Annotated in this window: 11 protein-coding genes; all 11 read left to right on the forward strand. The window is 70.7% G+C overall.

The annotated features are described in order from the left end of the window. Nucleotides 1-17: 17 nt before the first annotated feature. The 11 genes from WME96_RS16280 (at nucleotide 18) to WME96_RS16330 (ending at nucleotide 23,141) form a co-directional block, all read left to right on the forward strand. Nucleotides 18-788, forward strand: coding sequence for a hypothetical protein (locus tag WME96_RS16280; protein ID WP_437291027.1), 771 nt, complete (start codon nucleotides 18-20; stop codon nucleotides 786-788). Then, a complete protein-coding gene (locus WME96_RS16285; RefSeq protein ID WP_437291028.1) occupies nucleotides 785-1,402 on the forward strand; it encodes a hypothetical protein in 618 nt (205 codons plus the stop codon). Before WME96_RS16280 ends, WME96_RS16285 begins: the two co-directional genes overlap by 4 nt. 234 nt (nucleotides 1,403-1,636) lie before the next feature. Continuing rightward, nucleotides 1,637-2,392, forward strand: coding sequence for a hypothetical protein (locus tag WME96_RS16290; RefSeq protein WP_437291029.1), 756 nt, complete (start codon nucleotides 1,637-1,639; stop codon nucleotides 2,390-2,392). 11 nt (nucleotides 2,393-2,403) lie between these two features. Further along, the gene (locus WME96_RS16295; protein WP_437291030.1) at nucleotides 2,404-7,269 is read left to right on the forward strand and encodes a protein kinase domain-containing protein; all 4,866 of its coding nucleotides are present in this window, start codon (nucleotides 2,404-2,406) and stop codon (nucleotides 7,267-7,269) included. Further along, nucleotides 7,266-11,225: a BREX-2 system adenine-specific DNA-methyltransferase PglX gene (pglX, locus tag WME96_RS16300; protein ID WP_437291031.1), complete on the forward strand. Its 3,960-nt coding sequence runs from the start codon at nucleotides 7,266-7,268 to the stop codon at nucleotides 11,223-11,225. The genes WME96_RS16295 and pglX overlap by 4 nt, the downstream gene beginning before the upstream one ends. Then, nucleotides 11,222-12,313, forward strand: coding sequence for an AAA family ATPase (locus WME96_RS16305; RefSeq protein ID WP_437291032.1), 1,092 nt, complete (start codon nucleotides 11,222-11,224; stop codon nucleotides 12,311-12,313). Before pglX ends, WME96_RS16305 begins: the two co-directional genes overlap by 4 nt. Then, nucleotides 12,306-12,857, forward strand: coding sequence for a hypothetical protein (locus WME96_RS16310; protein ID WP_437291033.1), 552 nt, complete (start codon nucleotides 12,306-12,308; stop codon nucleotides 12,855-12,857). Before WME96_RS16305 ends, WME96_RS16310 begins: the two co-directional genes overlap by 8 nt. A 17-nt stretch (nucleotides 12,858-12,874) precedes the next feature. Then, on the forward strand, nucleotides 12,875-16,678 hold the full coding sequence (locus WME96_RS16315; protein WP_437291034.1) for a hypothetical protein: 3,804 nt from the start codon (nucleotides 12,875-12,877) through the stop codon (nucleotides 16,676-16,678). Continuing rightward, on the forward strand, nucleotides 16,675-19,662 hold the full coding sequence (pglZ, locus tag WME96_RS16320; protein WP_437291035.1) for a BREX-2 system phosphatase PglZ: 2,988 nt from the start codon (nucleotides 16,675-16,677) through the stop codon (nucleotides 19,660-19,662). The genes WME96_RS16315 and pglZ overlap by 4 nt, the downstream gene beginning before the upstream one ends. Next, nucleotides 19,655-21,016: a BREX system ATP-binding protein BrxD gene (gene brxD, locus WME96_RS16325; RefSeq protein WP_437291036.1), complete on the forward strand. Its 1,362-nt coding sequence runs from the start codon at nucleotides 19,655-19,657 to the stop codon at nucleotides 21,014-21,016. The genes pglZ and brxD overlap by 8 nt, the downstream gene beginning before the upstream one ends. After that, nucleotides 21,009-23,141, forward strand: a complete 2,133-nt coding sequence (locus WME96_RS16330; RefSeq protein ID WP_437291037.1) for a DEAD/DEAH box helicase — start codon at nucleotides 21,009-21,011, stop codon at nucleotides 23,139-23,141. Before brxD ends, WME96_RS16330 begins: the two co-directional genes overlap by 8 nt. Nucleotides 23,142-23,148 lie beyond the last annotated feature (7 nt).

A 23,148-nucleotide genomic window follows, 5' to 3' on the forward strand; every position in this document is an offset into this window, starting at 1 on the left:
TGTAGCCTCGGTCGTGCATGCTGAGGGCGCTTCTGCACGGAAAGCTCCGCCGCGTCGCGGTCGGCGTTGAGGAGGAGAGCGACGGAGACACGCAGGAGGATGGAAACACGCCCAGGGCGGCGTCAGACGGGCTCACCGACCTCGAGGACCCGCTCACGTCGGCGGTCTTCGGGCGGTTCGAGTACCTGCCGGCCGAGCTCTCGTGGAACATCCTGCGCGGCGCGAGCAACCCGCTGGGTGGAGGCCTGGCGATGCCCGCGGTGCCTCCCGCGGGGGTACCCTCGTGGTCATTCTGGCCCGGGCTCCGGCCCGGCGACGGGGGGCGGAACAAGTACCGGGTCGAGCCTGATGTGCTCGTCTCGTGGAGCGACACGCTGCTCCTGATCGAGGCCAAGCACCGGGGCCTTCAGTACCCGGCGCAGTGGGTGGAGCAGATTCGCGCGGCGCGCGCGGCGCCCGCGCACGCTACGAAACAAATGTGGCTGGTCGCGGTGGGAGGGATCGTGATGCAGGACGCCCACGGTCATCTCGCTCATGTCCGTCGCGAGCTCGCCGGTGAGATATGCGGGCTGGTCACGATCCGCTGGGAGGACCTGCGCGAAGTGCTCTATGCCGCCGAGGCTTCGACGCGTCCATCGCCGCAATCGGCCATCTTGCGTGACATGGCCGCGGCGCTCGAAGCATGGGGCTACCGCAGGAAAGCCTGGTTTTCGTCGTTGCCAGGGGTGGCAGAACGACTCCGGACTGAACATTCCATGTCCAGGCTCCAGACGTGGAGGATCCGATGAGCGAGAAGAACCTCGATCTGGCTGGAGCGCTCGCCGACGTGCGTCGCGCGTACAGGCTCCTGCATGCCTACCATCGACGTCTGTGCGACCTTCTCCAGCTAACAGACGAATTCCTCACCGAGCGGGGCTTCGAATTCGAACGATGGGTACCCATCAACGTCGCGAGGCTCCCCCAGTCGACGAAGCCCTTCTTCAGACCTGAAACCTGGGCATGGGACCTGACGCCGGCCTACCAGGTCGAGTGCGTCTGGTGGGGCTCGATCAGCGGAACCCACTACAAGATCCACATCCATGCCATCGCCGATACGGGATACGATGACTCCCGCGATGGCGAGCCTGATCCCACCAGCTTCAGGTCCGCCGAGACGGCCGCCTCCGAGCTCCGGATCGGCTTGTATCGCACGCGAGCCAAGAAGCCCGATTGGAGCTCCGTCTGGGAGAAGCTCTCGCGCATCAAGGACAGGAAGAACGGGGCCGAGCACAAGGTGAGGGTCGGCGTAGATGAGTACACGCACCGCTATTTCGATCTGAACCTCGCCGCGCTCGGTGATGAGGGGGCCGTCAAGGAGAAGCTGCTCCTTCCGCTCGACGAATGGCGGCTGGTCGGCGCCTGAGCCTCTCCTCCGCGAATGGTCGCAGTTCGAGCAATCGTGGGCGCACCTCACGGTGAGATCAGTGCTTGTCAGCGCATGCGCGCCCAGGATGACACGACATGCTGCGGCGACCTCCGTACGCCCCAGTCTGCTCGCCAGGCCTCGCGCCCAACTCTTTCCGCGCGCCCTGGATCCGCACTATCCTGCCCCTCCCGCCCCCTCATGACCCACGCCCTTCCAACGCAAGACCAGGCCATGTGCTTCTACCGAGCCGCGCTCGCGGCGGCTCGGCTGATCGACGGGGAGAACGACCACCGGGTGCTGGACGCCGACGCCGACGCAGCATGGCGGGCCTACGGCAGCGACCTGCCGACCGCGGTCCGCTGTGATCTCGTCCTTCGCAACTTCGCGATGCTCTACCCGGCAGCGTTCGCCCCCGGCCCGGTGTTCCGCCTCCCGGGCTGGTACGACGACGACCCGTGGGGAACGGGGTTCGAGCGGCCGCCCGCGAAGGTCATCGAGGGGCTGTTCGCAGCCCGCACCGCGCCACCGAGCGCGGCCGAGGCGCTCGCGCAGGCGCTCGCGGCGTGGGGGATCGGCGGCGGCGCGGACGCCGTGGATCCGCGCCTCTCGGAGCGCCTCTCGCCGTCGACGAACGTCGTCGTCGTCGGGCCGCGCGCCGTGGCCGAGGTGGCACGCGCGTTCCTGTACGGCGAGCGGCTCTCGGCGCGCGCGCAGGTGATCGCGGTGGGCGACGGGCCGGAGAGCCGGCACATCCTCGGCATCACCTGCGCGCTCCAGCTCGACAAGGGCGTGCCGCTCCTCGTTTCGCCTCGCCGGCCGGACGAGACGGCCACTGCGTGGGCGGAGCGGGAGAAGCAGCGGCTCGGCGTCGCCCGGGCACGCCTGCTCCTGCGCTCGCCGGACGCGGACCCCAGCGAGGTCGAGGCGGCGCAGGCGCTCGCGGCGGTGCTCGGCGTGGAGGAGACCCTCGACCTCGCGGGAGCGTAGCGGGAGCGTCCGTGACAACGATCCGACCTTCGCACTTCGAGCTCATCGGCACGACGCCGCACCGGCACGAGCAGGAGGGCCTCGACTGGCTCGCCACGGCGCTGCCGACCTACGGGCCGCACGGCGGCTACGCGCTCTTCTCGTTCCAGGCCGACGACGGGCGCCGCTACGAGATCGACGCCATCGCGATGACGGCGCACTGCCTCTACATCGTCGAGATGAAGTCGTGGCGCGGCGCGGTGATCGAGGGCGACGCGCGGCACCTCGTCACGTGGTCCGCCCAGCGCGGGCGCGAGGTGGTCGATCACCCGCTGCCGCTGCTCGACGCCAAGAAGAATGCCCTGATGGCCCGCGTGAGGGGGGTCGCGCGGCGCCTCGGGCGGGATGTCGCCGACAAGCTCGGCGGCCTGTGGTTCGAGCCGCTCGTCTGGCTCACGCACGCCGACGGGATCAAGCTGGGGGAGCGCGACGCCGCGCGCGCGCACGTCGTCGTCGGCCGGCAGGAGCTCGGCGACGCCCTCCGCCAGGCGAGGTTCCCCGGGGCGCGGGACGATCTCCCTCGTCGCGCCAACACCCACGACACGCTCAAGGCCCTGCGCCGCGTGCTCACGAGCAGCGAGTTCGGGCTCGGCAAGATCGACAAGCCCCTCACCGTGCTCGACGGCCGCTTCGATCTCAAGGCGCTCGTCGAGGAAGGGCCCGATTACCAGGATCACTGGGCCGAGCCGCACGGCCTCGGGCCCCACTGCCGCGTGCGCTCGTACCTCGCGCCCCGGAGCGACAGCGCCCTCGCGCAGAAGCTCGACCATCGCGTCGAGCGCGAGGCGAAGATCTTGCTCCGCCTCGGCGACCACCCGGACATCCTCGCCCTCGAGCAGTTCGACCCCAAGGGCCCGCTCGGCCCCGCGCTCGTCTTCCGCGGCTTCCCAGGCAAGACGCTGGACGCCTTCGTCAAGGAGCACCGCCAGAGCGACGGCCGCTCCGACCTGGCCGTCGACGACAAGCTCGCCATCCTTCGCCGCGTCGCGGACGCGCTCGCGTTCTGCCATCGCAACGACATCGTGCACGGCGCGCTCTCGCCGGAGGCGGTCCTCATCCACCGCGGCAAGGCGGCGCTGGAGGTGAAGCTCACCCGGTTCGCGCTCGCCGCCGGGGGCGATCCGGCCAGCGAGAGCCCCCGCCTCTTCACACGCCTCGCCGGCGCCTCGGCGAGCCTCTACGAGGCGCCCGAGGTCGCGCTCGGCTCTCCGGCCACCCCCGCGAGCGACCTCTTCTCGCTCGGCGCGCTCGCCTACTACCTCCTCGCCGAGGAGCCCCCCGCCGCGACCTCGGCCGAGCTCGCGCAGCGCATCGCCCGCGACGGCGGCCTCGTCATCTCCGCGGTCCGCGACGACCTGTTCCCCGCGGGCGCGAAGAACCTCGACCTCGTCCTCCGGAGCGCCACGTCGCTCGATCCGACCGAGCGCCTCCACGACCTGCCGACGCCGCTCGACTTCGTGTACTTCCTCGAGGAGGCGCTCACGGCGCCGGAGGTGCCGCCTGTCGCGACGCCGCCGCCCGTCGCGGAGCAGCCCGCGCCCGAGATCGACCCGCTCGACGCCGGCAAGGGCACCCTCCTCGGCGGCGACCTCGAGGTCCTCGGGGAGCTCGGCAGCGGCGCCACCGCGCGCGTCTTCAAGGTGAGGCACCCGACCGAGGGCGAGGTCGCCCTCAAGGTGCCGCTCTCCGACGCGCATGACGCGCGCATCGCCCGCGAGGGTGAGGTGCTCGCGCGCCTCCGCCGCATCCCGGGTGTCGACCGCATCGCGCACCTCGTCGATACGCGGACCCTCGCCGGCCGCACCTGCCTCCTCGTGCAGTTCGCGGGCGAGCGGACGCTCGCCGACGAGATCCGCGCCGAGGGCGCGCTCTCGCTCGATTACGCGCGCCGCTGGGGTGAGGACCTGCTCACCGCCCTGCGCAGCCTCGAGGAGGCGGGCGTGCAGCACCGCGATATCAAGCCCGCGAACATCGGCCTGACCTCGGGCACCGAGAAGGGCAAGAAACGACTCCTCCTCTTCGATTTCTCGCTCTCCCAGCGCGCCGCCGACGACCTCGCCATCGGCACCCCGGCCTACAAGGACCCGGAGCTCGCCGCCCGCGGCCGCTGGGATGACGCCGCAGACCGCTGGGCCGCGGCGATCGCTCTCCACGAGATGTTCACCGGCGTCCGCCCAGCGCCCATCTTCGGCGCGCGACCCGGCCAGACCGCCGCTCGCGTCGAGCCCGACCGACTCGACGCCGACGTGCGCGACGGACTGGTGCGCTTCTTCGAGCGCGCCTTCCGGCTGACCGCGAGCGAGCGCTTCCCGACGGCGGACGACATGCGGGACGCCTTCATCAAGGCCCTGCACAAGGTGCCGGAGCACGACAGCCGCGGCGCGGACGAGCCCGTGCTCCAGGCCGCCGACCTCACGGGGCTCCGCGTCGAGGCGCGCGTCGATGCGCTCCCCCTCTCCACGCGCCAGCGCAACGCGCTCGATCGCTTGGGCATCTACTCCCTCCACGATCTCGCGCAGCTCTCGAGCAACCGCCTCGGCGGCGTGCGCGGGGTGGGGGCGAAGACGGCGCGCTCGCTCGTGGATCTCGCCGATCTCGTGCGCAAGCACCTCGAGATCAGCGTGAGCGACGTCCCGCCGCCGTTCTTCCGCGGCTTCACCGGCGCGCGCCGTCGCATCGACGAGGACCTGGAGGACACGGCGGGCAGCTACGTATCCGCGAGCCCGGAGGACACGGGGGAGGGCGCCTCCTCGGGTCCGCCGGACGTGGGTCACGGCTCCGCTCCTGCAGGCCCTCCGGCAAGCCGGTTGAGCCCAGCGCTCTCGCGGCGCCTCGTCGAGGCCGGCCTGGTCGACTCGGTCGCCGTCGCCTCCGCGCCCGAGAAGCAGGTGAGGAACCTTGTCACCCGCGCGCGGAAGGAGGGCGCGCCCGAGACCCCGAGGGACCTCGCCGCGTGGCTCGAGGGCCTCGTCGACGCGGAGCGGCCGCCCGCCACGCTCGGCGCGGCCATCGAGCTCATCGCCCCGGGCCACGGCAAGGGCGGGTCCGCGTCGCTGCGGCGGGTGCGGCAGTACCTCGGGCTGGAGGACGTCGCCGGCTTCCCCCGCCACGGATCGATGTTCGAGCTCGCGAACGCCGCGGGCAAGACGCGGGCGCTTGTCTCCATCGACCTCGGCAAGGCGCGCGAGCGCTGGCTCGGCGAGGTCCAGGCGGCGCACCCCGCCGGCGCGCCTCCGGTCAAGCCGCGCGAGCTCGCCGTGCTCGAGCGCGTCTTCGCCGCGGTTCAGGGCGCGCTCGCGGCGAGCGCGGGCGTCGCCCCCCTCGGGCGCGCCGCTGCTGCGGTGATGGAAGCGTTCCCCGCCGAGCCGGACCTCTCTCCGGACGCCGCGCAGCGCGCCGCGGAGGCGCTGGTCCGCGCCGTCACCGAGATCGACGCCCCGCGCCTCGGCGGGCCCGACGACGCGCGCCTCCGCCTCCGCCGCGCCGGCAAGCGCGCCGCCGCCTCGCGCGCGGGCGAGGCGCTGGTCGCCTGGGACCGGGGCGGCTTCGAGCTCGCCGAGGCGCTGGGCAGGGAGGCCGACGCGCTCGTCGACGGCGGCAACGTGGTGGCCGAGGCCGCGGCCGCCGCGCGCCTGCGCGAGGCGCTCGGCGAGGCGGCCCGCGTCGACGCCCCGCGCGCCGAGCAAGCCCGCGCGCTGCCGGACCGCGCCCTCGTCGCGCTCGCGGCCGCCACCGCCGAGCGCGCGCGCCTCTCCGTGCGCGGCGAGCTCTACCCCGTGGGCCTGCCCGCCGAGCGCGCGCTCCTCCTCAGCGCCGCGGCGATCGCGGGCAGGATCGATCCCGACGAGCTCCAGCGCCGCGTGCGCGCCCGCTACCCCGAGTGCGCCGAGCTCCCCAGAGAGCCGGCGCTGATCGAGGCGCTCGCCGCCAAGCTCGGCCTGCGCTTCGACGCCCAGGAGGGCGCGCTCGTCCCGCGGGAGCGCACGCTGTTCCACGGCTCGACCGAGCTCGGCACCCTCCGCTCGACAAGCAGCTCGGCCGCGGAGCCTGCCCCCTCGCCGCCGCGCGTCGTCGCGGCGCCTGCCGCGACCGCGGCCGAGGTCCCCTTCCAGCCGCGCCGCGAGCGCGCCGAGGGCGACGTCGCCGGCGCCACGGCCGTGCGCGTCTTCGACGAGGAGATCCAGCGCGCCCGGCGCGAGGGCGCCTTCCGCGTGCTCCTCTGGCGCGGCGAGCGCGCCGGCGACGGCCGCCCGCTCGCGCGCGGCGCCCCCAACGCCGAGGTCGTGGCCCGCGCCGTGGCCCGGCGTCTGGGGGGCGACATGCGCTTCGCCGACGCCCTCCTGGTGGACGCCGCCGAGGCCGTCGCGATGGAGAAGAAGCTCAAGAACGGCCTCGCTCCGGCCATCGCCGCGGACGACCAGGGCCCCGGCGGTCCGGCGTGGCCGCGCCTCCTCGAGCTCATGCGCCTCGCCGCGGCGAGCACGGTCGAGGCGGTCCTCGGCTGGCCGCGCCTGCTCGTGCTCACCCGCCTCGGCCTGCTCGCGCGCTACGACCTGCTCTCCGCGGTCGCCGAGCTCGCCGCGGGCCACCGCGCCCCGGCGTCCATGCCCGCGCGCGCCGCGACGTTCGTCGTCCTCCCCGTGTACGCCGGCGAGGGCGCCGTCGTCGAGGTTGCCGGTGACGTCGCCCCGCACGTCGGCGCCTCGCCCGGCACCTTCCTCGTCCCCGTGCCCGGCCTCCTGCCGCACGAGATCCTCGACGTGCCCGCCGCGTGGCTGGAACGCCATGCCGAGCGCCGCACCATCAGCTCCACGAGCCTCCCTGCCCAGCGCGCATGAACAACCCTGCCTCCCTCCCGCCGCTCGCCGACCCCGACGCGCTCGTCCGCGCCATGTCCAAGGCGCATCGCCGCCTCGCCGACGACCTCGGCAAGCGCGCGGCCGACCCGCGCGTCGAGCCCTCGCTGCGCGATGCGCACGCGGCGGACCGCGCGAATAGCCGCACCGGCGAGCCGTTCGAGTCCTACCGCGACGCCTTCTGCGACCAGGTCGCGGCGAGCTGGGTGCTCTGTACCGTGTTCGCCCGCACGCTGGAGGACCGCGGGTACCTCCCGCACCGTCTTGCGGGGCCCGGCGCCACGGACCGGCTCTCGCAGTTCCGGGCGCAGTTCAAGTACCTGGGCGAGCGCGATTACCTGCTGCACATCTTCGACGCCATCTCCCAGCTCCCGGGCGGGCGCGAGGTGTTCGGACCGGCGCATGCGCCGCTCTGGCGGCTCGGGCCCACGTCGCGGGCCCTCGGCGATCTGCTCGATGAGCTGCGCGCGACGGAGGGCGGCAAGCTGCGCTTCTCGTTCGGGCGGCCCGTGGGGGAGGAGGAGCACGACGGGGCGTCGACGCGGTATCTGGGGGATCTGTACCAGAACCTGAACGAGGATGTGCGGAAGCGCTATGCGCTGCTGCAGACGCCGGAGTTCGTAGAGCGGTTCATTCTGGACAACACGCTGGATCCGGCGATCCGGGAGCGGGGGATCGCGGTGACCGTGCTGGATCCGGCGTGCGGATCGGGGCATCTGCTGCTGGGGGCGTATGACCGGCTGTTCGAGGCGCGGCGGAGGGTCGAGCCCGGGGCGTCGTATGAGGAGAGCGCGCGGAAGGCGCTGAGCCAGGTGCATGGGATCGACCTGAATCCCTATGCGGCGGCGGTGGCGCGATTCCGGTTGCTGCTGAGCTACCTGGACAAGGCGAGGATTCCCAGGCTCGAGAACGTTCCGAGCGAGCTCGGGATTAAGGTGTATGTCGGGGATGCGCTTCTGGCGGGGCTGGGGGAATTGCAGGCCACGTTCGGGGATGCGCTGGCGCAGCAGGGCCAGGATGTCAAGGAAACAGGGTTCGAGCGGGGAGCGTTCTCGTTCTTCGATCGCGAAGCCGATCGGCTGCTGAGTAAGACACGCTTCGATGTGGTCGTGGCGAATCCACCGTATATCACCGAAAAGGACGTGACAAAGCGGGAGCTGATCCGGGCGCGGTACAGGGCCGCGGCGGGCAAGTTCGCCCTGTCTGCGCCCTTCGCTGAGCGGATCTTCCAGCTCGGGAACGATGGGGCGCACACCGGGCAGATCACGGCCAACTCCTTCATGAAGCGCGAGTTCGGAAAAGCGCTGATTGCGGAAGTGCTGCGCAATCTCGATCTTACCAAGGTCATCGATACCTCCGGAGCTTATATCCCCGGGCACGGAACGCCGACCGTGATACTCTTCGGCCGCGCACGGCGACCGGTGGACTCGCAGGTTCGCGTCATCATGGGCAGCCGCGGTGAGCCGACGACGCCCGAGGTGCCGGCAGAAGGTAAGGTCTGGTCCTCGATCGCTACGCGCCATGGTGATGCGGGCTATCAGGACGACTATATCTCGGTTGCCGACGTAGAGCGCGATAAGTTGTCCAATCATCCATGGAGCTTGGGCGGAGGTGGCGCAGCGGAGCTGAAGGAGTATCTCGAGGAACGCGCAGAAAGGCGCCTGGGTGATGTTGTGACCGACATAGGGTTCGATGCCATTATGGGCGAAGATGACCTATTTGTCGGACCGCAACACTGGGTCGAGCGGCTAACCGATTCCGATGGCCGTCGCTCTCTGATAACCGGAGATGTCGTAAGAGATTGGGCGACGGTTGCCGGTGATGTTGCTCTATTCCCTTATGGTAAGTCGCTTGAGCCAGTCCTCCATCCAAGAATGGCCGGACATCTCTGGGCCTATCGTGAGGCGCTTATCGAGCGCCGTCAGTTCGGAAAGAATACGATCGAGGCGGGCCTGGCATGGTTCGAGTATCGATCGTTCTACAAGTCCAAGCGGCGCACTCCCCTGTCCATCGTCTTCGCATTTGTCGCCACCCACAACCACTTCGTCATCGATCTGGGCGGAAAGGTGTTCAACCGTTCGGCTCCCATAATCAAGCTGCCGGAGGGGGCGACCGAGGAGGAGCACCTGGCACTGCTCGGCTACCTGAATAGCTCAACGGCGTGCTTCTGGATGAAGCAGGTGATGGCAAATAAAGCCGGGAGTGGGATGGGTAGGGGTATCCAGCCGGAATCATGGATGGACCGATATGAGTACAGCGGCAACAGTATGGTTGAGCTGCCAGTGCCGAGTGGCATCGAGGGCCTTCTGGCTTACTCGCAGGCGCTCACGACTCTTGCCCGCAAGCGACTCGAGGCGTCGCCTCGGTCCGCGCTCGAGAAGGCCGATGCTGGTCAGGTCCGTGAACAACTCGGACAAAGTGCTCAGGAAGAAGCACAGCTCCTAGGGCAGATGATGGCCATCCAGGAGGAGCTTGACTGGGCGGTTTATGCGCTGTGGGGATTGCCGTCGGTTCAGGTAGGCCAGTCGTCTACGCTGCAGCTTCCTACTGGATTCGGCGTTCGAGTCTTCGAAGTTCTCCTCGCTCGCGGTAAGCAGCAAACAGCATGGTTTGAGCGACATGGAAGAGTCCCTTGTCCGGCTACACCCGGCGAGCTTGGCGAAGACATGGCTGCGCTCCTGGAAGCGCGTGCCGAGGCCATCAATTCAAATGTTTGGCTTCGCTTGATCGAGGTTCCCGATTATAAACGTCGTTGGGTGCCCGAGGACAGTGCTGAGCGCGAAACGAGCGCCTGCGAGTGCTGGCTCTTTGACCGCGCCGAAGCGGCGCTTCGCGACCGCCCTGATCCCCGTCCACTCCCCGTCCGGTCCATCGCCCACGCTCTCCACCAGGACCCCAAAGTCCGCGCCGTCGCCGAGGTCCTCACCGGCTCCAGCAACTACGACCTCGAAGCCATCCTTGGCGACCTCCTCACCAAGGAATCCGTCGCCGCCGCCAAGTGCCAGCGCTACACGGAGTCCGGCGTCGAGAAGCGAGCCCGCTGGGAAGAGACCTGGGATCTCCAGCGCCGCGAGGATGCCGGCGAAAAGGTCTCCATCGACGTCCCTCCCAGGTACGACCAGAAGGACTTCGAGAACGCCGCGACCGTCTGGCGTCTTCGTGGCAAGCTCGATGTCCCCAAGGAGCGCTTCATCGCCTATCCGACGGCCACCCCGCCGCCCGGTGCCACAGGCAAGGCCGGCCTCGTTTACGGCTGGGCAGGCTGGACCCACCTTGAGCAGCTCCAGGCCGCCATCGAGCTCTGGCAAGAAGAGATAGGCCTCCATGGCCACGAGCTCATCCCGCGCGCCACCCGGCAGGCCCGCGAAGAGGAGCTCGGCGCAGCCGCGGCCGCCACCGACGAGAAGCTCCTCCACGATGCGGCCGTGCGCGACAAGCTCATGCCGCTCCTCCAGAGCATGACCGACCTGCTCCCCTGGGTGCGCCAGTGGCACAACGAGGACGGCGAGACCGCGGACGCCTTCGAGGCCTATGTGTCCGAGCAGGCCCGGCGGCTCGAGGTGTCGGTCGACGATGCGCGCGCCTACCGCCGGCCCGCGCGCTCGGGCGGGCGCGGGCGCAAGGCGGCGGGCGATGCGCCGAAGGCCGCGGCGAACGGCGACGGGCAGCTCACCCTGGAGCTTGCGCCCGCGGGCCGAAGCAAGAAGAACGGCGAGGCATCGCTCGATGCCGCAGTGGACGCCGTGCGCGTGCTCGACCAGGGCGCGGGCGTCGCCCTGGCCGCGCTCGGCGAGCGGCTCGGGCTGTCCGCGGCCGCGCTCAAGAAGACGATCGACGCCCTCGTCGAGGCCGGACGCCTCGTGGAGCGGAAGAAGCGGCCCCGGCTGCTATCGTGTGCAGAGGACGGCACGGATGGCGCGAAAGGAGCCGAGCCATGATCGAGCGGGTCTATCTGGACAACATCCGGACGTTCGTGAACTTCGAGTGGCGCCCGGGGCCGCTCGCGCTCCTCCTCGGCGCGAACGGCGCAGGCAAGACGGCCCTCCTCGATACGCTCCGGGGTTTGCAGTCGTTTCTCATGGGCGATGCGTCGTCCGTGGAGGCGTTCCCCGCGGCCAGCCGGACGCGCTGGGACCGGCGCCGAGAGCAGACAGCCGAGATCGACGTCCGCGGCAACGGCGGGCTGTACCGGTACCGGCTGGTGATCGAGCACGACGCGCGAGAGTCCGGCAAGAGCCGGGTCAACCAGGAGAGCCTGCACCACGAGGACAAGCTGCTCGTGGAGTTCGTCGACGGCGAGCTGCGGCTCTTTCGTGACGATGGCAGCCCAGGGCCTCGCATTCACGCCCACCGGGGGCGCTCCGGGGTAGGGGCCGTCGCGCCGGGCGCCGACGACCGCTTGCTCACGTGGTTCAAGGAGTGGATGTTCGCGCTCTGGCTGCTTCGTCCGGACCCCCGCGCGATGACCGCGCGGGTGGAGGCCAAGGACGATGAGTGGCTCGCGCCCGATATGGGGAACTTCGCGACCTCCTACCTTCGCTATCTCGCTACCAAACCCGGCTCCGTGTTCAAGGCGTCCGCGGCGCTCGGCCAGGTGCTGCCCGGGTTCCTCGAGCTCCACGAGCGCCTCGGCTACTTGCATGCGCGCTTCGGGGACGACAGCGCGAGCGAGAGCTTTCGCTTCGATGAGCTCTCCGACGGCCAGCGGGCGCTGATCGCGCTCTACGTGCTCCGGTGGACGATCGCGGGCCCTGGCAAGACGCTGGTGATCGATGAGCCCGACAACTACGTCTCTCTCCGGGAGATCCAGCCGTGGCTGACCGAGATGACGGATCTGGCGCTGGCCAAGAACGGTCCGCAGCTCTGGATCGTCAGCCACCATCCGGAGGTGCTCAACCTCCTGGCCGAGGACTACGGGTGGCGGTTCTTCCGCGACGGAGCAGGGCCGACGCGGGTCGAGCGGTTCAGGCCCGCGGACGGGATCGGCGCCGCCGAGACGGTGGCGCGCGGGTGGGAAGATGCCTGAGGGCGTCAACGCGATCGTGCTCTGCGAAGACCTGCAGGCGTGGGTCTTCGCACGCCGCGCCCTGCTGAAGCTGGGCTATGACGCCCGCCGGATTCGCGTGATCCAGTATCCGAGGGACGGCCGCGGCGGCGCCGGCGAGCAGCACGTTCGCGAGCGCTACCCCGACGAGCTCAAAGCGTACCGCTCCCGCGCTGCACGCATGAAGATGGCCCTGATCGTTCATGTGGACGCGGACACGATCACCGTCCGGGATCGCCTCGACGCGCTCGAGCGAGAGCTGAGACAGAGAGATGTCGCGCCGCGGGCGCAGGACGAGGCCGTGGCGCTCCTGGTGCCGAAGAGGAACATCGAGACCTGGATTCACTTCTTCCTCGGCGGGGGACCGGTGAATGAGGAGACGGTGTACCCGAAGTTCGACGAGCATGAATCCGACACCTGGCCCGCCGCGGAGGCCTTCGCGGCGCACGCCCGCGCCGGGAGCGCGCCCGCCGGAGCGCCGCCGTCGCTCATGAACGGCCTCACCGAGGCACGACGCATCGTTTGACAGCCCTCCAAGGAACCATGTCCGAAGCCCCCCTCCGCCGGTATTTCCAGATCCCCGAGGACGTCAAGACGGTGGACTTCGTCCACCAGATCGACCGCACCGCGTCGACCGAGCGCAACGAGGCGGTCCTCGGCGCGTATGTGGTCACGCCGTCCATCGGTCGGAACCTGGAGCGCGCGCTCGACAACGTCCGCCGCGGCCTCGAGGACCACCGCAGCGTGTTCACCTGGGTCCACGGCAGCTTCGGCAGCGGCAAGTCGCACTTCATGAACGTGCTCAGCCTGCTGCTCGCGGACGACGTGGCCGTGTACTCGGCCCACCCCGAGCTGCAGGCGCACCGGAAGAAGTTCTCGCCCGGGGTCATCGGAAAGAAGCTCTTCCGGCTGCACGTGCAGTGCATCAGCCGCGGGGCGACGACGCTGGAGGAGATCGTCTTCGGCGCGGCGGTGGAGGAGCTCTCGCGGCTCCACCCGGGCGCCCCGGCGCCGGCGCTCTTCGAGTCGCAGAAGCTCTTCGAGAGCGCGCGGCGGCTGCTCGACGACCTCGGCGACGCGAAGTTCTTCGGGGCGTTCCCCTCGAACCAGGGCGCCGTGGAGGCCGGCGAGTGGGGGGACATCGGCGGGTGGGACCGGGGGCGCTTCGAGCGGGTCATCGCCGCGCCGCAGTCGAAGGAGGCGCGCGACCTCGCCGGCGAGCTCGCCAAGACGCCGTGGTTCGAGGGGGTGGTGGCGAGCTCCGCGTTCGTGAAGCTGGGCCTGGGCCTGCAGATCCTCGCCGAGCACCTCCAGGGCCTCGGGTACGAGGGCGTGGTCCTGTTCCTCGACGAGCTCGTCCTCTGGCTCTCCGCGTTCCAGGACCCCAAGAAGCTCGCCCTGGAGACGCCGAAGGTCTCGACGCTGGTCGAGCACGGCGACTACCCGCCCGCGCTGCCGTTCCTGACCTTCGCCGCCCGGCAGCGCGACCTCTCGGAGATGGTGGGCAAGCTCGCGGTGGGGCGCGACGAGGTCGTGTTCAAGGACCAGCTCTCGTTCTGGAAGGACCGGTTCGAGACGATCTCGCTCGAGGACAAGGACCTGCCGCGCATCATCGAGAAGCGCGTGCTCCGGACGACAGGCCCACAGGCCAGGGCCGAGCTCGACGGGGCCTTCGAGGCGTACAAGCGCACGTTCGCGCAGGACTTCCGCCAGCTCAACGGCAACCAGGGCGACGCCGACGACTTCCGCCGGGTGTACCCGTTCACCCCCGCGCTCGTGGAGGTGATGGTCGCGCTGAGCGCGACGCTCCAGCGCGACCGCACCGCCCTGCGCGAGCTCACGCACCTGCTCGTGCGCTACCTGCCGGACTTCGAGCTCGGCAAGGTCGTGCCGGTGGGCGACCTCTTCGACGTCGTGGCGCACGGGCAGACGAGCGACCTGCCCGCGATCCAGAGGCTCTACGAGCAGGCGCGGCGCATCTACGAGGGGGACCTGCTCCCGCACATCCGCAAGAAGAACAAGACCGACACGCCCGAGCGGTGCCAGATCTTGCGGGAGGACTTCGACGCGCGCCTCGGCTGCGCGGGCTGCGCGGAGAAGACGTGCCGGACGCAGACGCGCATCGCCAAGACCGTGCTGCTCCAGGGCATCGTGCCGAACACGCCGGTGCTCAAGAACCTGACCGCCGCGAGCCTGGTGTACCTGAACAGCGGCACGCTCAAGTCGAAGGTGCCAAACGAGGAGACCGCGATGGCGGCGAAGCTCGTGCGCGAGTGGGCGGGCGTGACGCCCGCGGTGCACGCCAAGGGTGTGGGCAACCCCGAGGTGCGCGGCGTGCTCGACACGGTCGACGTGCGGCGCATCCTCGACTACTGCCGCGACCTCGGCAACGAGCACCGCCGCCGGGTCCGGGTGCGCGACATCCTCTTCGAGAGGATGGGCATCGCGCGCAAGGACCAGATGGGCACGCGCTCCCACGAATGGCGCGGGCGCAAGTGGCGCGTCGGGGTCGTCTACGACAACACGCGCCTCGCGAACGACAACGTCTTCCGCCCCGGGGAGGACGAGGACCTGCGGGTGGTCATCGACTACCCGTTCGACGAGCTGGGCTACAGCCCGCGCGACGACGAGCGGCGCGTCATGCAGCTCATCGAGGAGCTCCCCGACAAGGACGCGGCGCGGGGGCTGCCCACGGTGGTGTGGCTGCCCGCCTTCCTGGACGAAGACACCCGGCAGGCGCTCGCGGACCTCGCGACGCTGGACGGGCTCTACGAGCTCCGGGGCGACCAGGACCTCGCGAGCCGCATCCCGTGGGTGAGCATGGACGAGCTCGGTCGGGTGCGCTCGACCCTGGAGCAGCAGCGCGAGCTCAAGCGCGCGCAGGTGGAGAACGCCCTCGCGAGCGCGTACGGCGTGGACCACGCGTTCGACGCGCACCTCGCGTCGGGCCTCGCGCCCGAGCGGCAGGCGCACCTGCTCCGGCGCGACACGAGGCTCACGGTGCCGGCCGACAAGCTCTTCGACAAGGTGCTGAAGGCCGTGCTCGATCAGGCGCTCGAGACGCGGGCGCCCCGCCACCCGGTGTTCGGCAAGCAGCCGACGAAGGCGCGCCTCGAGGCGGTGCTGGAGCTGCTCGACCGGCTGCTCGATACGCCCGATCGGAAGGCGAAGTTCGACAAGGCCCAGATCGAGGAGCTGCGCGCCATCGCCGCGGCCGAGCACCTCGGCATCGTGCGGATCATCGAGGAGGACGTGACCTACGCGGGCGGCCTGCTCGACCAGGTGACGAAGAACCTCGCGAACCACAAGGGCCCGCTCTCGGTGGGCGCGGTGCGCGCCGCGCTCGATCCGGACGAGCTGATGGAGCTCTCTCCCGAGGTGGAGGACTTCCTCGTGCTCGCCTACGCGAAGGCCGCGACCCGTCCCCTCAAGCTCTTCGCCCACGGGAACGCCGTTCCCGGGCTCATCGGCAAGCTGACGGATGACACGGCCCTCGTGCCGGTGGAGCTGCCGGGGCAACAGGTCTGGCAGCGGGCGCTCGGCGCAGCCGAGCTGCTCGGGGTCACGCCCGGCGGCAAGGCGCTGACGCCGCTGCGCGTGGACGAGCTCGCGGGCGCGGTGAAGCAGAAGGCCGCGAGCCTCGATACGAAGCGCCTCGCCGACGCCATCGCTGCGCTGGGGGAGTGGCAGCGCATGGCGGGCGTCGCCAAGGACGCCGCGGCGACCCAGCGGGGCGAGGTGCTGAGCAAGCTGCACGAGCTCGCGAGCGCGGTGTCGGCGACGGCGAGCGCCAAGGACGTGGTCGAGGCGCTCGCGCGTGTTGCTTGGGATCCGGCGCGCACGACGGCCATCGTGCACATGGCCGGCCCGCGGATCGTCGAGGCGCTGCTGCAGACGCTGCGCGCGCAGAACCTCAGGGCGCCGATCGAGGCAGGGCGCAGCCTCGAGGCGGATCCGACCCGCGGGGGGACGGTCGTGCAGGTGATGGATGGCGTGCGGGTAGCGCTGGAGCGCGACGAGAACGTCAAGGAGCTGCGACCGGCGCTCGAGAAGGCGGCCGCGGAGATCACGCAGATCCTCGTGGGCTTTCGGCCGCCTCCGCCCAGGCCGGAGCCCGAGCCTCCGGTGACGGTGAACCCTCCGTCGCCCGAGCCGCAGGTGCCCCCGCAGCCGAGGGGCGTGTCGCCGCAGGTCGTGACGCCGCTGCCCACCGGGGGTGCGATCACGGAAGTGGTGCTGTGCGGAGCGCATCAGGTGGATGGGCTCGTGGCGAAGCTCCGCGAGACGCTCGAGAGCGGGAAGCAGGTCCGCGTGACCATCCAGATCCTCGACGGAGAGCGCGGATGACGGCCGTGCACGCGGCGGCATCGGCGGAGGTGGGATCGCCGGAGGCGCCGGCGCTGTCGCGCGAGCCGATCCGAAGGGAGCTGGAGCAGCTCCATCAGCGCCAGCACCGCACGCTGCGCTCGGCGATCTACGCGCGCCTCGCGGAGCCTTCGGACGATGGCGTCACGGTCTCGGCGAAGGTGAACGGCGAGGAGCAGCGATTCCGCGTGATCGCCACCTCGGGGGAGCTCGATCTCCGGCGAAAGCTCGCGCGCGAGGGCGAGGGGGATGATCCCGTCGTCTACATCGTGCCGTTCTCGCGGCAGCTCCCCCGCGACCTCGAGGCGATGGTCGCGGGTGGCCGGCTCTGGTGGCCGAAGATCGAGTGGCTGCTCCCGCGGCGGTTCGGGGCGAGGAGCGGGACGCCACGCCTCATCAACAGCAAGCTGCGCGGCGTCGCGCAGCGCGAGGGGACGCGCGTGTACGGGCGCGGCGACGCCCCGAGCATCGATCTCGACGACGCATGGCTGGTCTTTTTGCGGGATCGGCTGGGGATCGAGGGGCTCGAGACCGAAGCGCAGCTCTTCGCGGCGACGCTGCTCGATCGCGACCGCCGCGGCAAGGCGCTGGGCGCCTTGTTCGCGGCGGTCAAGGGCGCGCGGGAAGAGGTCACCGACGTGCTCGGGCGCCGGATGGGGCCGAGCGCGCCGCTGATCCTGTCGGCCTGGATCGAGGACGCCGTCGTGGAGCTCGCGGCGATGGCGATCGTCGGCGAGGCGACGCGCGCGGTGCTCAACGAGGCGAAGGGGGCGAGCTTCACGCTCCTCACCACGGTGATCGAGATGCGCGTCCTGCAGACGCAGGGGCATCCGCTCCGGCCTGTCCGCGACAGAGAAGGCGTCCCTGGGCTTTCGAGGGTGCTCGTGGATCTCGGCTACCTGGTCCCGCTCGTGTGGCAGCGGCTCGACGGCGACGGCAACGATCCACTGCGGCGCGCGATCCTCGGGGAGGCTGACGGCATCCTGGGCGCAGAGCAGGTGCGGCCGCTCGCGCTCGGGTCGAACCGCCTGCCGTTCGTGTTCGAGCACCGGTGCAGGGCGTTCGTCGAGGCGGTCGCGGCATGTGCCGGCGCGGCGAACGCCGCGTCCGCGAGGCGAGCTCTCGAGGCCGTCGACCAGGCGGCTGCGGAGCTCCTCGCGCACGACGGCGCGCAGGGCGACGAGCGGCTCGAGGAGCAGGTCGAGATGGCCACGCGCCTCGCCGCGTTCCTCGGCGAACCCGAGCCGCAAGCCGCCGCCTCGCCGCACGCCGAGGTGGTGAGCCTCGCCACGTTCCAGGCCACGGTCGGCGGGTACGTCGACTGGGCGCGCCAGGTCGTGCACTCCGATGGCGCGGGGCCGCTGGGCAAGGGTCTGGCGCCGCTCGTCCAGCGCGTGGATCAGGTGCGCGATGCGCTCGACGCGCGGTTTGCGCGCGCGTACGCGCAGCTCGTCGGTAAGAAGGGGGATCGTGGGGTGCTGCGCGGCGCCGCGCTCCTCGATGGGCGCGGCGCGGAGCTGTTGCTCATCGAGGACGTGCTCGCGCGCGTGGCGCTCTCCCTGCTCGAGCAGCACAGGGATCTGCGGCTGCTCGTCCTCTGCATGGACGGCATGAGCGCCGCGAACCTCGCGGAGCTCTGGCCCTCCGTTGCGCGCACGTCGTTCGTGCCCGTGTCGCGGGGGCGCCGCCTGCCGGTGCTGGCCCACGTCCCGACGCTCACGAAGCTGAGCCGGACCGCCCTCTTCGCGGGGCGCGCGATGATGCGGGGCGATAGCCTCGACACGACGCGGGACGGCGATCGTCTCGCTCACCACGCGGCTGTCGTGCGGATCGGGGAGCCCCCCAGCGTCCTGCTCCGGAGCGACATCCTGGGCGCGGGCGGGGGGCTCTCGGACGACGCCTCGCAGATCGTGCGCGGAGACCAGCGCATCGTGGCCGTCGTGGTGAACGCGATCGACGACCAGCTCAAGGGCTCGGCGCAGCTCCACGTCATGCTCTCGACCGAGACCATCCGGCCGCTCCGAGCCCTCCTCGACGCGGCGGAGAGCACCGGGCGCCTCGTGCTCCTCGTGAGCGATCACGGCAATATCAGCTGGCGGCGCTTCCTCGGCGCCGCAGTCCGGAGTGCGGGCAGGGGAGGGGAGGAGGGCGAGTCCGGGGCGCGCTACCGCACCCTCGGTCCCTCGGAGTCCGCGATGCCGGACGAGATCGAGCTGCCGGTAGGCGCGCTCGTGACGCCGGCAGGCGTGGATCGCGTGGCGGTCGCCGTGCATGAGGCGGTGCGTTACACGTCGGTCCTCCACGCCGGAGAGCACGGCGGGGCGAGCCTGTCGGAGGCGATTGCGCCCGCGGTGCTGCTCGCGCCGAAGGGGCTCCTACCGGAGCTCGCGGCGCTCGACGTCGTCGAGACGCCCCTCGATCCGCCGCCGTTCTGGAGCCGTGAGCTGCCCCGGAGCGCGAGCGCCGAGCTCGACGAGCGCGAGGTGCCGGCTGGGCCGGTGCCGCCGGCTGCCCCGCGGCCGCCCGCGCCGATGGCCTCTCCGCCGCGGCTCGCGCCGCCGGCACAGGCTCTTCTGCCGTTCGGGCCGCCTGCAGAGCCTCAAGGCGCGGCCGCGGCGCACGGGCCCAAACACTCCGCGCGGCCAGAGCTCAGCGAGGCGCTCTTCAAGTCGGCGCTCTTCCGCCAGCAGATCCGCGAGACGGAGGAGGCCTATCGCGAGGACGTGAAGAGGGCGATATCGCTGCTCCTGCGCCATGGCGGGCGCATGACGCGCGATCGTTTTGCCGTGGAGCTGAAGATCGACACGGCAGGCAAGGGCGTGCGTGTCCCCGGGTTCCTGAGCCGCCTGGAGCGGGTGCTCAACGTCGACCAGGAGCTCGTGATCTCGATGGACCGCAAGGGCCAGAACATCCTGCTCGACGAGCACCTCCTCCGCGCCATCTTCCTGGAGGAAGGCGATGGCTGAGCTCGAGCTCCCGTCGAAGGCCCGCCGCAAGGACATCCTCCACACGCTCCGGACCGGTACGGTCCCCGAGAAGGGCCTGGAGTACCTTGCCGTCGGGCTCGATCGCTTCGAGAAGGCGATCGTCGAGGAGCTCCGCGAGTGCACCGCGGGCCGCAGCCGCTTCAAGGCGGTGCGCGGCGACTACGGCGCGGGCAAGACGTTCTTCTCGCGGTACTTCGCGGCCCGCGCGCTCGCCCTCGATATGGCCGTCACCGAGGTGCAGGTGAGCGAGGTCGACACGCCGCTCTACCGGCTGGAGACGGTGTACCGGCGTGCGCTCGAGCACCTGCGGACCAAGGAGCGCGATCGGGGGGCGTTCCGGCAGCTCATCGAGAAGTGGTTCTTCGATCTCGAGGAGGAGGTCCTCGCGGGCGAGGCCGAGCTCTCGTCGGCCCCGGCGCGCTTCCACGAGCGCGTGGCCGAGCGCCTCGAGGAGCGGCTGGTCGAGGTCGCCGCGGATCAACCGGCGTTCTCGTCGGCGCTGCGGGCCGCGCACCGGGCCCGCCTCGAGGAGGACGACGCGACGTTCGAGGGGCTCATCGCCTGGCTGATGGGGCAGCCGCACGTCGCGACCTCGATCAAGCGCAAGGCCAACCTCAAGGCCGATCTGGATCACACAGGCGCGCTCGCGTTCCTTCGCGGGCTGCTCCTCCTGCTCAAGCAGACCGGGCGCCCCGGGCTCATGTTCGTGCTCGACGAGGTCGAGACGATCCAGCGCGTGCGCGGGGACAGCCGCGAGAAGAGCCTGAACGCGCTGCGCCAGCTCATCGACGCGATCGGGCATGGCGAGTACCCCGGGCTCTACCTGCTCATCACCGGCACGCCGGCGTTCTTCGATGGCCCCCAGGGCGTGCGGCGCGCCCCGGCGCTCGCCGAGCGGCTTCATACCGACTTCGACGAGGATACGCGCTTCGACAACCCGAAGGCGGTGCAGGTGCGCCTGCTTCCGTTCGACGAGGAGCGCCTCGTCGAGGTGGCGAAGCGGGTCAGGAGCCTGTACCCGGCCGACCACCCCGCGCGCATCCAGGCAAAGGCGACGGATGACGTCCTGCGCGCGGTCGCTCGCCAGGTCACCGGCAAGCTCGGCCAGAAGACGGGCATCGCCCCGCGCCTGTTCCTGAAAAAGCTCGTGGATCGCGTGCTCGACCGCGTGGACCAGTTCGAGGACTTCGAGCCGACGAAGCACCTCGATCTGAAGATCTCTGCGGCAGAGATGACGGCGGAAGAGGCGGCCGCTGCCGGGATCGCGAGGAGCCCGGACGACATCGTCCTGGAGATGGGCGGCGCGCGCGCCGATGGGGACGACGATGGCTGAGGAGGTCCCGGGGACAGGGCAGAGCCCGGCAGCGCCGGGGGCTGCCCCGCCGCCGGACCGGTGCGCGTTCGACCGCCTCTCCCCAGCCGTCCGCTACCACATCGTCCACACGCTCGGCTTCTCGGGGCTACGGCCGGTGCAGGAGCTCACCGCGCACGCCATCCTCGACGGCGATAACTGCGTCGTGCTGGCGCCGACGGCCGGCGGCAAGACCGAGGCTTCATTCTTGCCGCTGCTCTCGCGGATGCACGCCGAGGACTGGAGCGCACCGAGCGTCCTGTATCTCTGCCCGATCAAGGCGCTGCTCAACAACCAGGAGGCACGGCTCACGCAGATCGCTGGCATGGTGTCGCGTCGCGTATTCAAGTGGCATGGCGACGTCAGCCCGAGCGTGCGTGCCCGGTTCATCGAGGATCCCGCGGACATCCTCATGACGACGCCCGAGTCGCTCGAGGTGATGCTGGTGAGCCGCCGCGTCCCGAGCCGCAGGCTCTTTCGAAGCCTCGAAGCGGTCGTGATCGACGAGGTGCACGCGTTTGCCGCCGATGATCGCGGCGCGCACCTCGTCGCGCTGCTCGAACGGCTCCAGCGCCACGCCGGACGGGATATCCAGCGTATCGGCCTCTCGGCCACGGTGGGCAACCCTGCGGAGATCCTGGCGTGGCTGGGGGGCACGAGCCGCCGCCCGGCGCGGCTCGTCGATCCGCCGAAGCCCTCGGCGTCGCCCGAGGTACGCCTCGACTGGGTGGGCAGCCTCTCCAACGCCGCCAAGGTGATCGCCCAGCTCGACCCGGGGAAAAAGCGGCTCGCCTTCGTGGACAGCCGGCGCCGCGTGGAGCAGCTCGGCGAGGCGCTCCAGGCCGCAGGCGTGACCACCTTTCTCATGCACTCGTCCCTGTCGGCGGATGAGCGCCGGGCGTCGGAGCGCGCGTTCGAGTCGGGCCAGAACTGCGTGATCGTCGCGACATCGACGATGGAGCTCGGTATCGACGTCGGCGATCTCGACGCGGTGTACCAGGTCGACGCGCCGCCCTCCGTGGCGAGCTTCCTCCAGCGCATGGGCCGCACCGGCCGGCGACCGGGGACCAGGCCGCGTGCCACGCTCCTGTGCACCAAGGAGAGCGAGCTCGTGCTGGCGGCAGCGCTGCTTCGGCTCTGGGCGAGCGGGTACGTCGAGCCCGTGCAGCCGGAGCGCGCGGCGTTCCATGTGCTCGCGCAGCAGATCCTCGCCTTGTGCCTCCAGGAAGGCGGCGTCCCCCTGGCGGACGTCTGGGCCTGGGTCGCGGGCGCGGCGTGCTTCGCGGAGGTGACGGAACGCGAGCGTGAGATGCTCCTTGGTCGCATGCTCTCGGCTGGGATTGTCCTCGAAGCGGATGGCCGGCTCATCCTCGGCGCCAAGGGTGAGGCGCTCTACGGCCGAAAGAACTTCCAGGCGCTCTACGCTGTGTTCGAGGCACCGTCCTTATTACAGGTGAGGTGGGGGCCCCGAGAGGTGGGCTCTGTGGACGCGGTGTTTGTGCAGGCGTTGCCGCCTGCGAGCTGCTTCGTGCTGGGCGGGCGTCCGTGGCAGATTTCGCACGTCGACTGGAAGAAGGGGATCTGCGACGTTGTTCCCGCTCCGGACGGCAAACATCTGAACTGGCTGGGGAAGCCGAGATTCGTCGCGCGTCATCTCTGCGAGGAGCTCCGTCGGACGCTGCTCGACACAGCCGAGGACGCGTGGTGGACGAAGCGCGCCCGCGAGGCGATGCGCGCCGAGCGCGCGAGCCATGCGTTTCTGGACGACGCGCCTATGCCGATCGTGGAGGGGCTGAACGAGATCGTGTGGCACACGTTCCTTGGTGGAAGAGTGAACAATCTGCTGGCCCGGCTGCTCGAGGAGCAACTGGGCGAGCGGGTGGTGCCCGGGAATCGCTCAATCAGGGTTCGTGGCGGAGCGGCGCGGTCAGCGGTGGCGGTGCGCGAGGCGACGCGCGCCCTGTTGGCGCCGGGGGCGATCACGGAGGCGGATGCGAGGCGGCACGCGGCAGGGGGGGCGAGAGAGGCGTTGTCGAAGTTTCAGCCGTGTCTGCCGGAGGAGCTAGAGCTCCGATTCCTGGCGAGGAGGGTCGTGGAGGTGCCCTGAAGGGAGC

Origin of the sequence: Sorangium sp. So ce406 (genome assembly GCF_051474675.1) — a bacterium.
Classification (GTDB): Bacteria; Myxococcota_A; Polyangia; order Polyangiales; family Polyangiaceae; genus Sorangium; species Sorangium cellulosum_G.

What these genes read in the sequence shown, in the direction of transcription:
- WME96_RS16280 (WP_437291027.1), top strand. Translation starts at nt 18, where the DNA reads ATGCTGAGGGCGCTTCTGCACGGAAAGCTCCGCCGCGTCGCGGTCGGC.
- WME96_RS16285 (WP_437291028.1), top strand. Translation starts at nt 785, where the DNA reads ATGAGCGAGAAGAACCTCGATCTGGCTGGAGCGCTCGCCGACGTGCGT.
- WME96_RS16290 (WP_437291029.1), top strand. Translation starts at nt 1,637, where the DNA reads ATGTGCTTCTACCGAGCCGCGCTCGCGGCGGCTCGGCTGATCGACGGG.
- pglX (WP_437291031.1), top strand. Translation starts at nt 7,266, where the DNA reads ATGAACAACCCTGCCTCCCTCCCGCCGCTCGCCGACCCCGACGCGCTC.
- WME96_RS16305 (WP_437291032.1), top strand. Translation starts at nt 11,222, where the DNA reads ATGATCGAGCGGGTCTATCTGGACAACATCCGGACGTTCGTGAACTTC.
- WME96_RS16310 (WP_437291033.1), top strand. Translation starts at nt 12,306, where the DNA reads ATGCCTGAGGGCGTCAACGCGATCGTGCTCTGCGAAGACCTGCAGGCG.
- WME96_RS16315 (WP_437291034.1), top strand. Translation starts at nt 12,875, where the DNA reads ATGTCCGAAGCCCCCCTCCGCCGGTATTTCCAGATCCCCGAGGACGTC.
- pglZ (WP_437291035.1), top strand. Translation starts at nt 16,675, where the DNA reads ATGACGGCCGTGCACGCGGCGGCATCGGCGGAGGTGGGATCGCCGGAG.
- brxD (WP_437291036.1), top strand. Translation starts at nt 19,655, where the DNA reads ATGGCTGAGCTCGAGCTCCCGTCGAAGGCCCGCCGCAAGGACATCCTC.
- WME96_RS16330 (WP_437291037.1), top strand. Translation starts at nt 21,009, where the DNA reads ATGGCTGAGGAGGTCCCGGGGACAGGGCAGAGCCCGGCAGCGCCGGGG.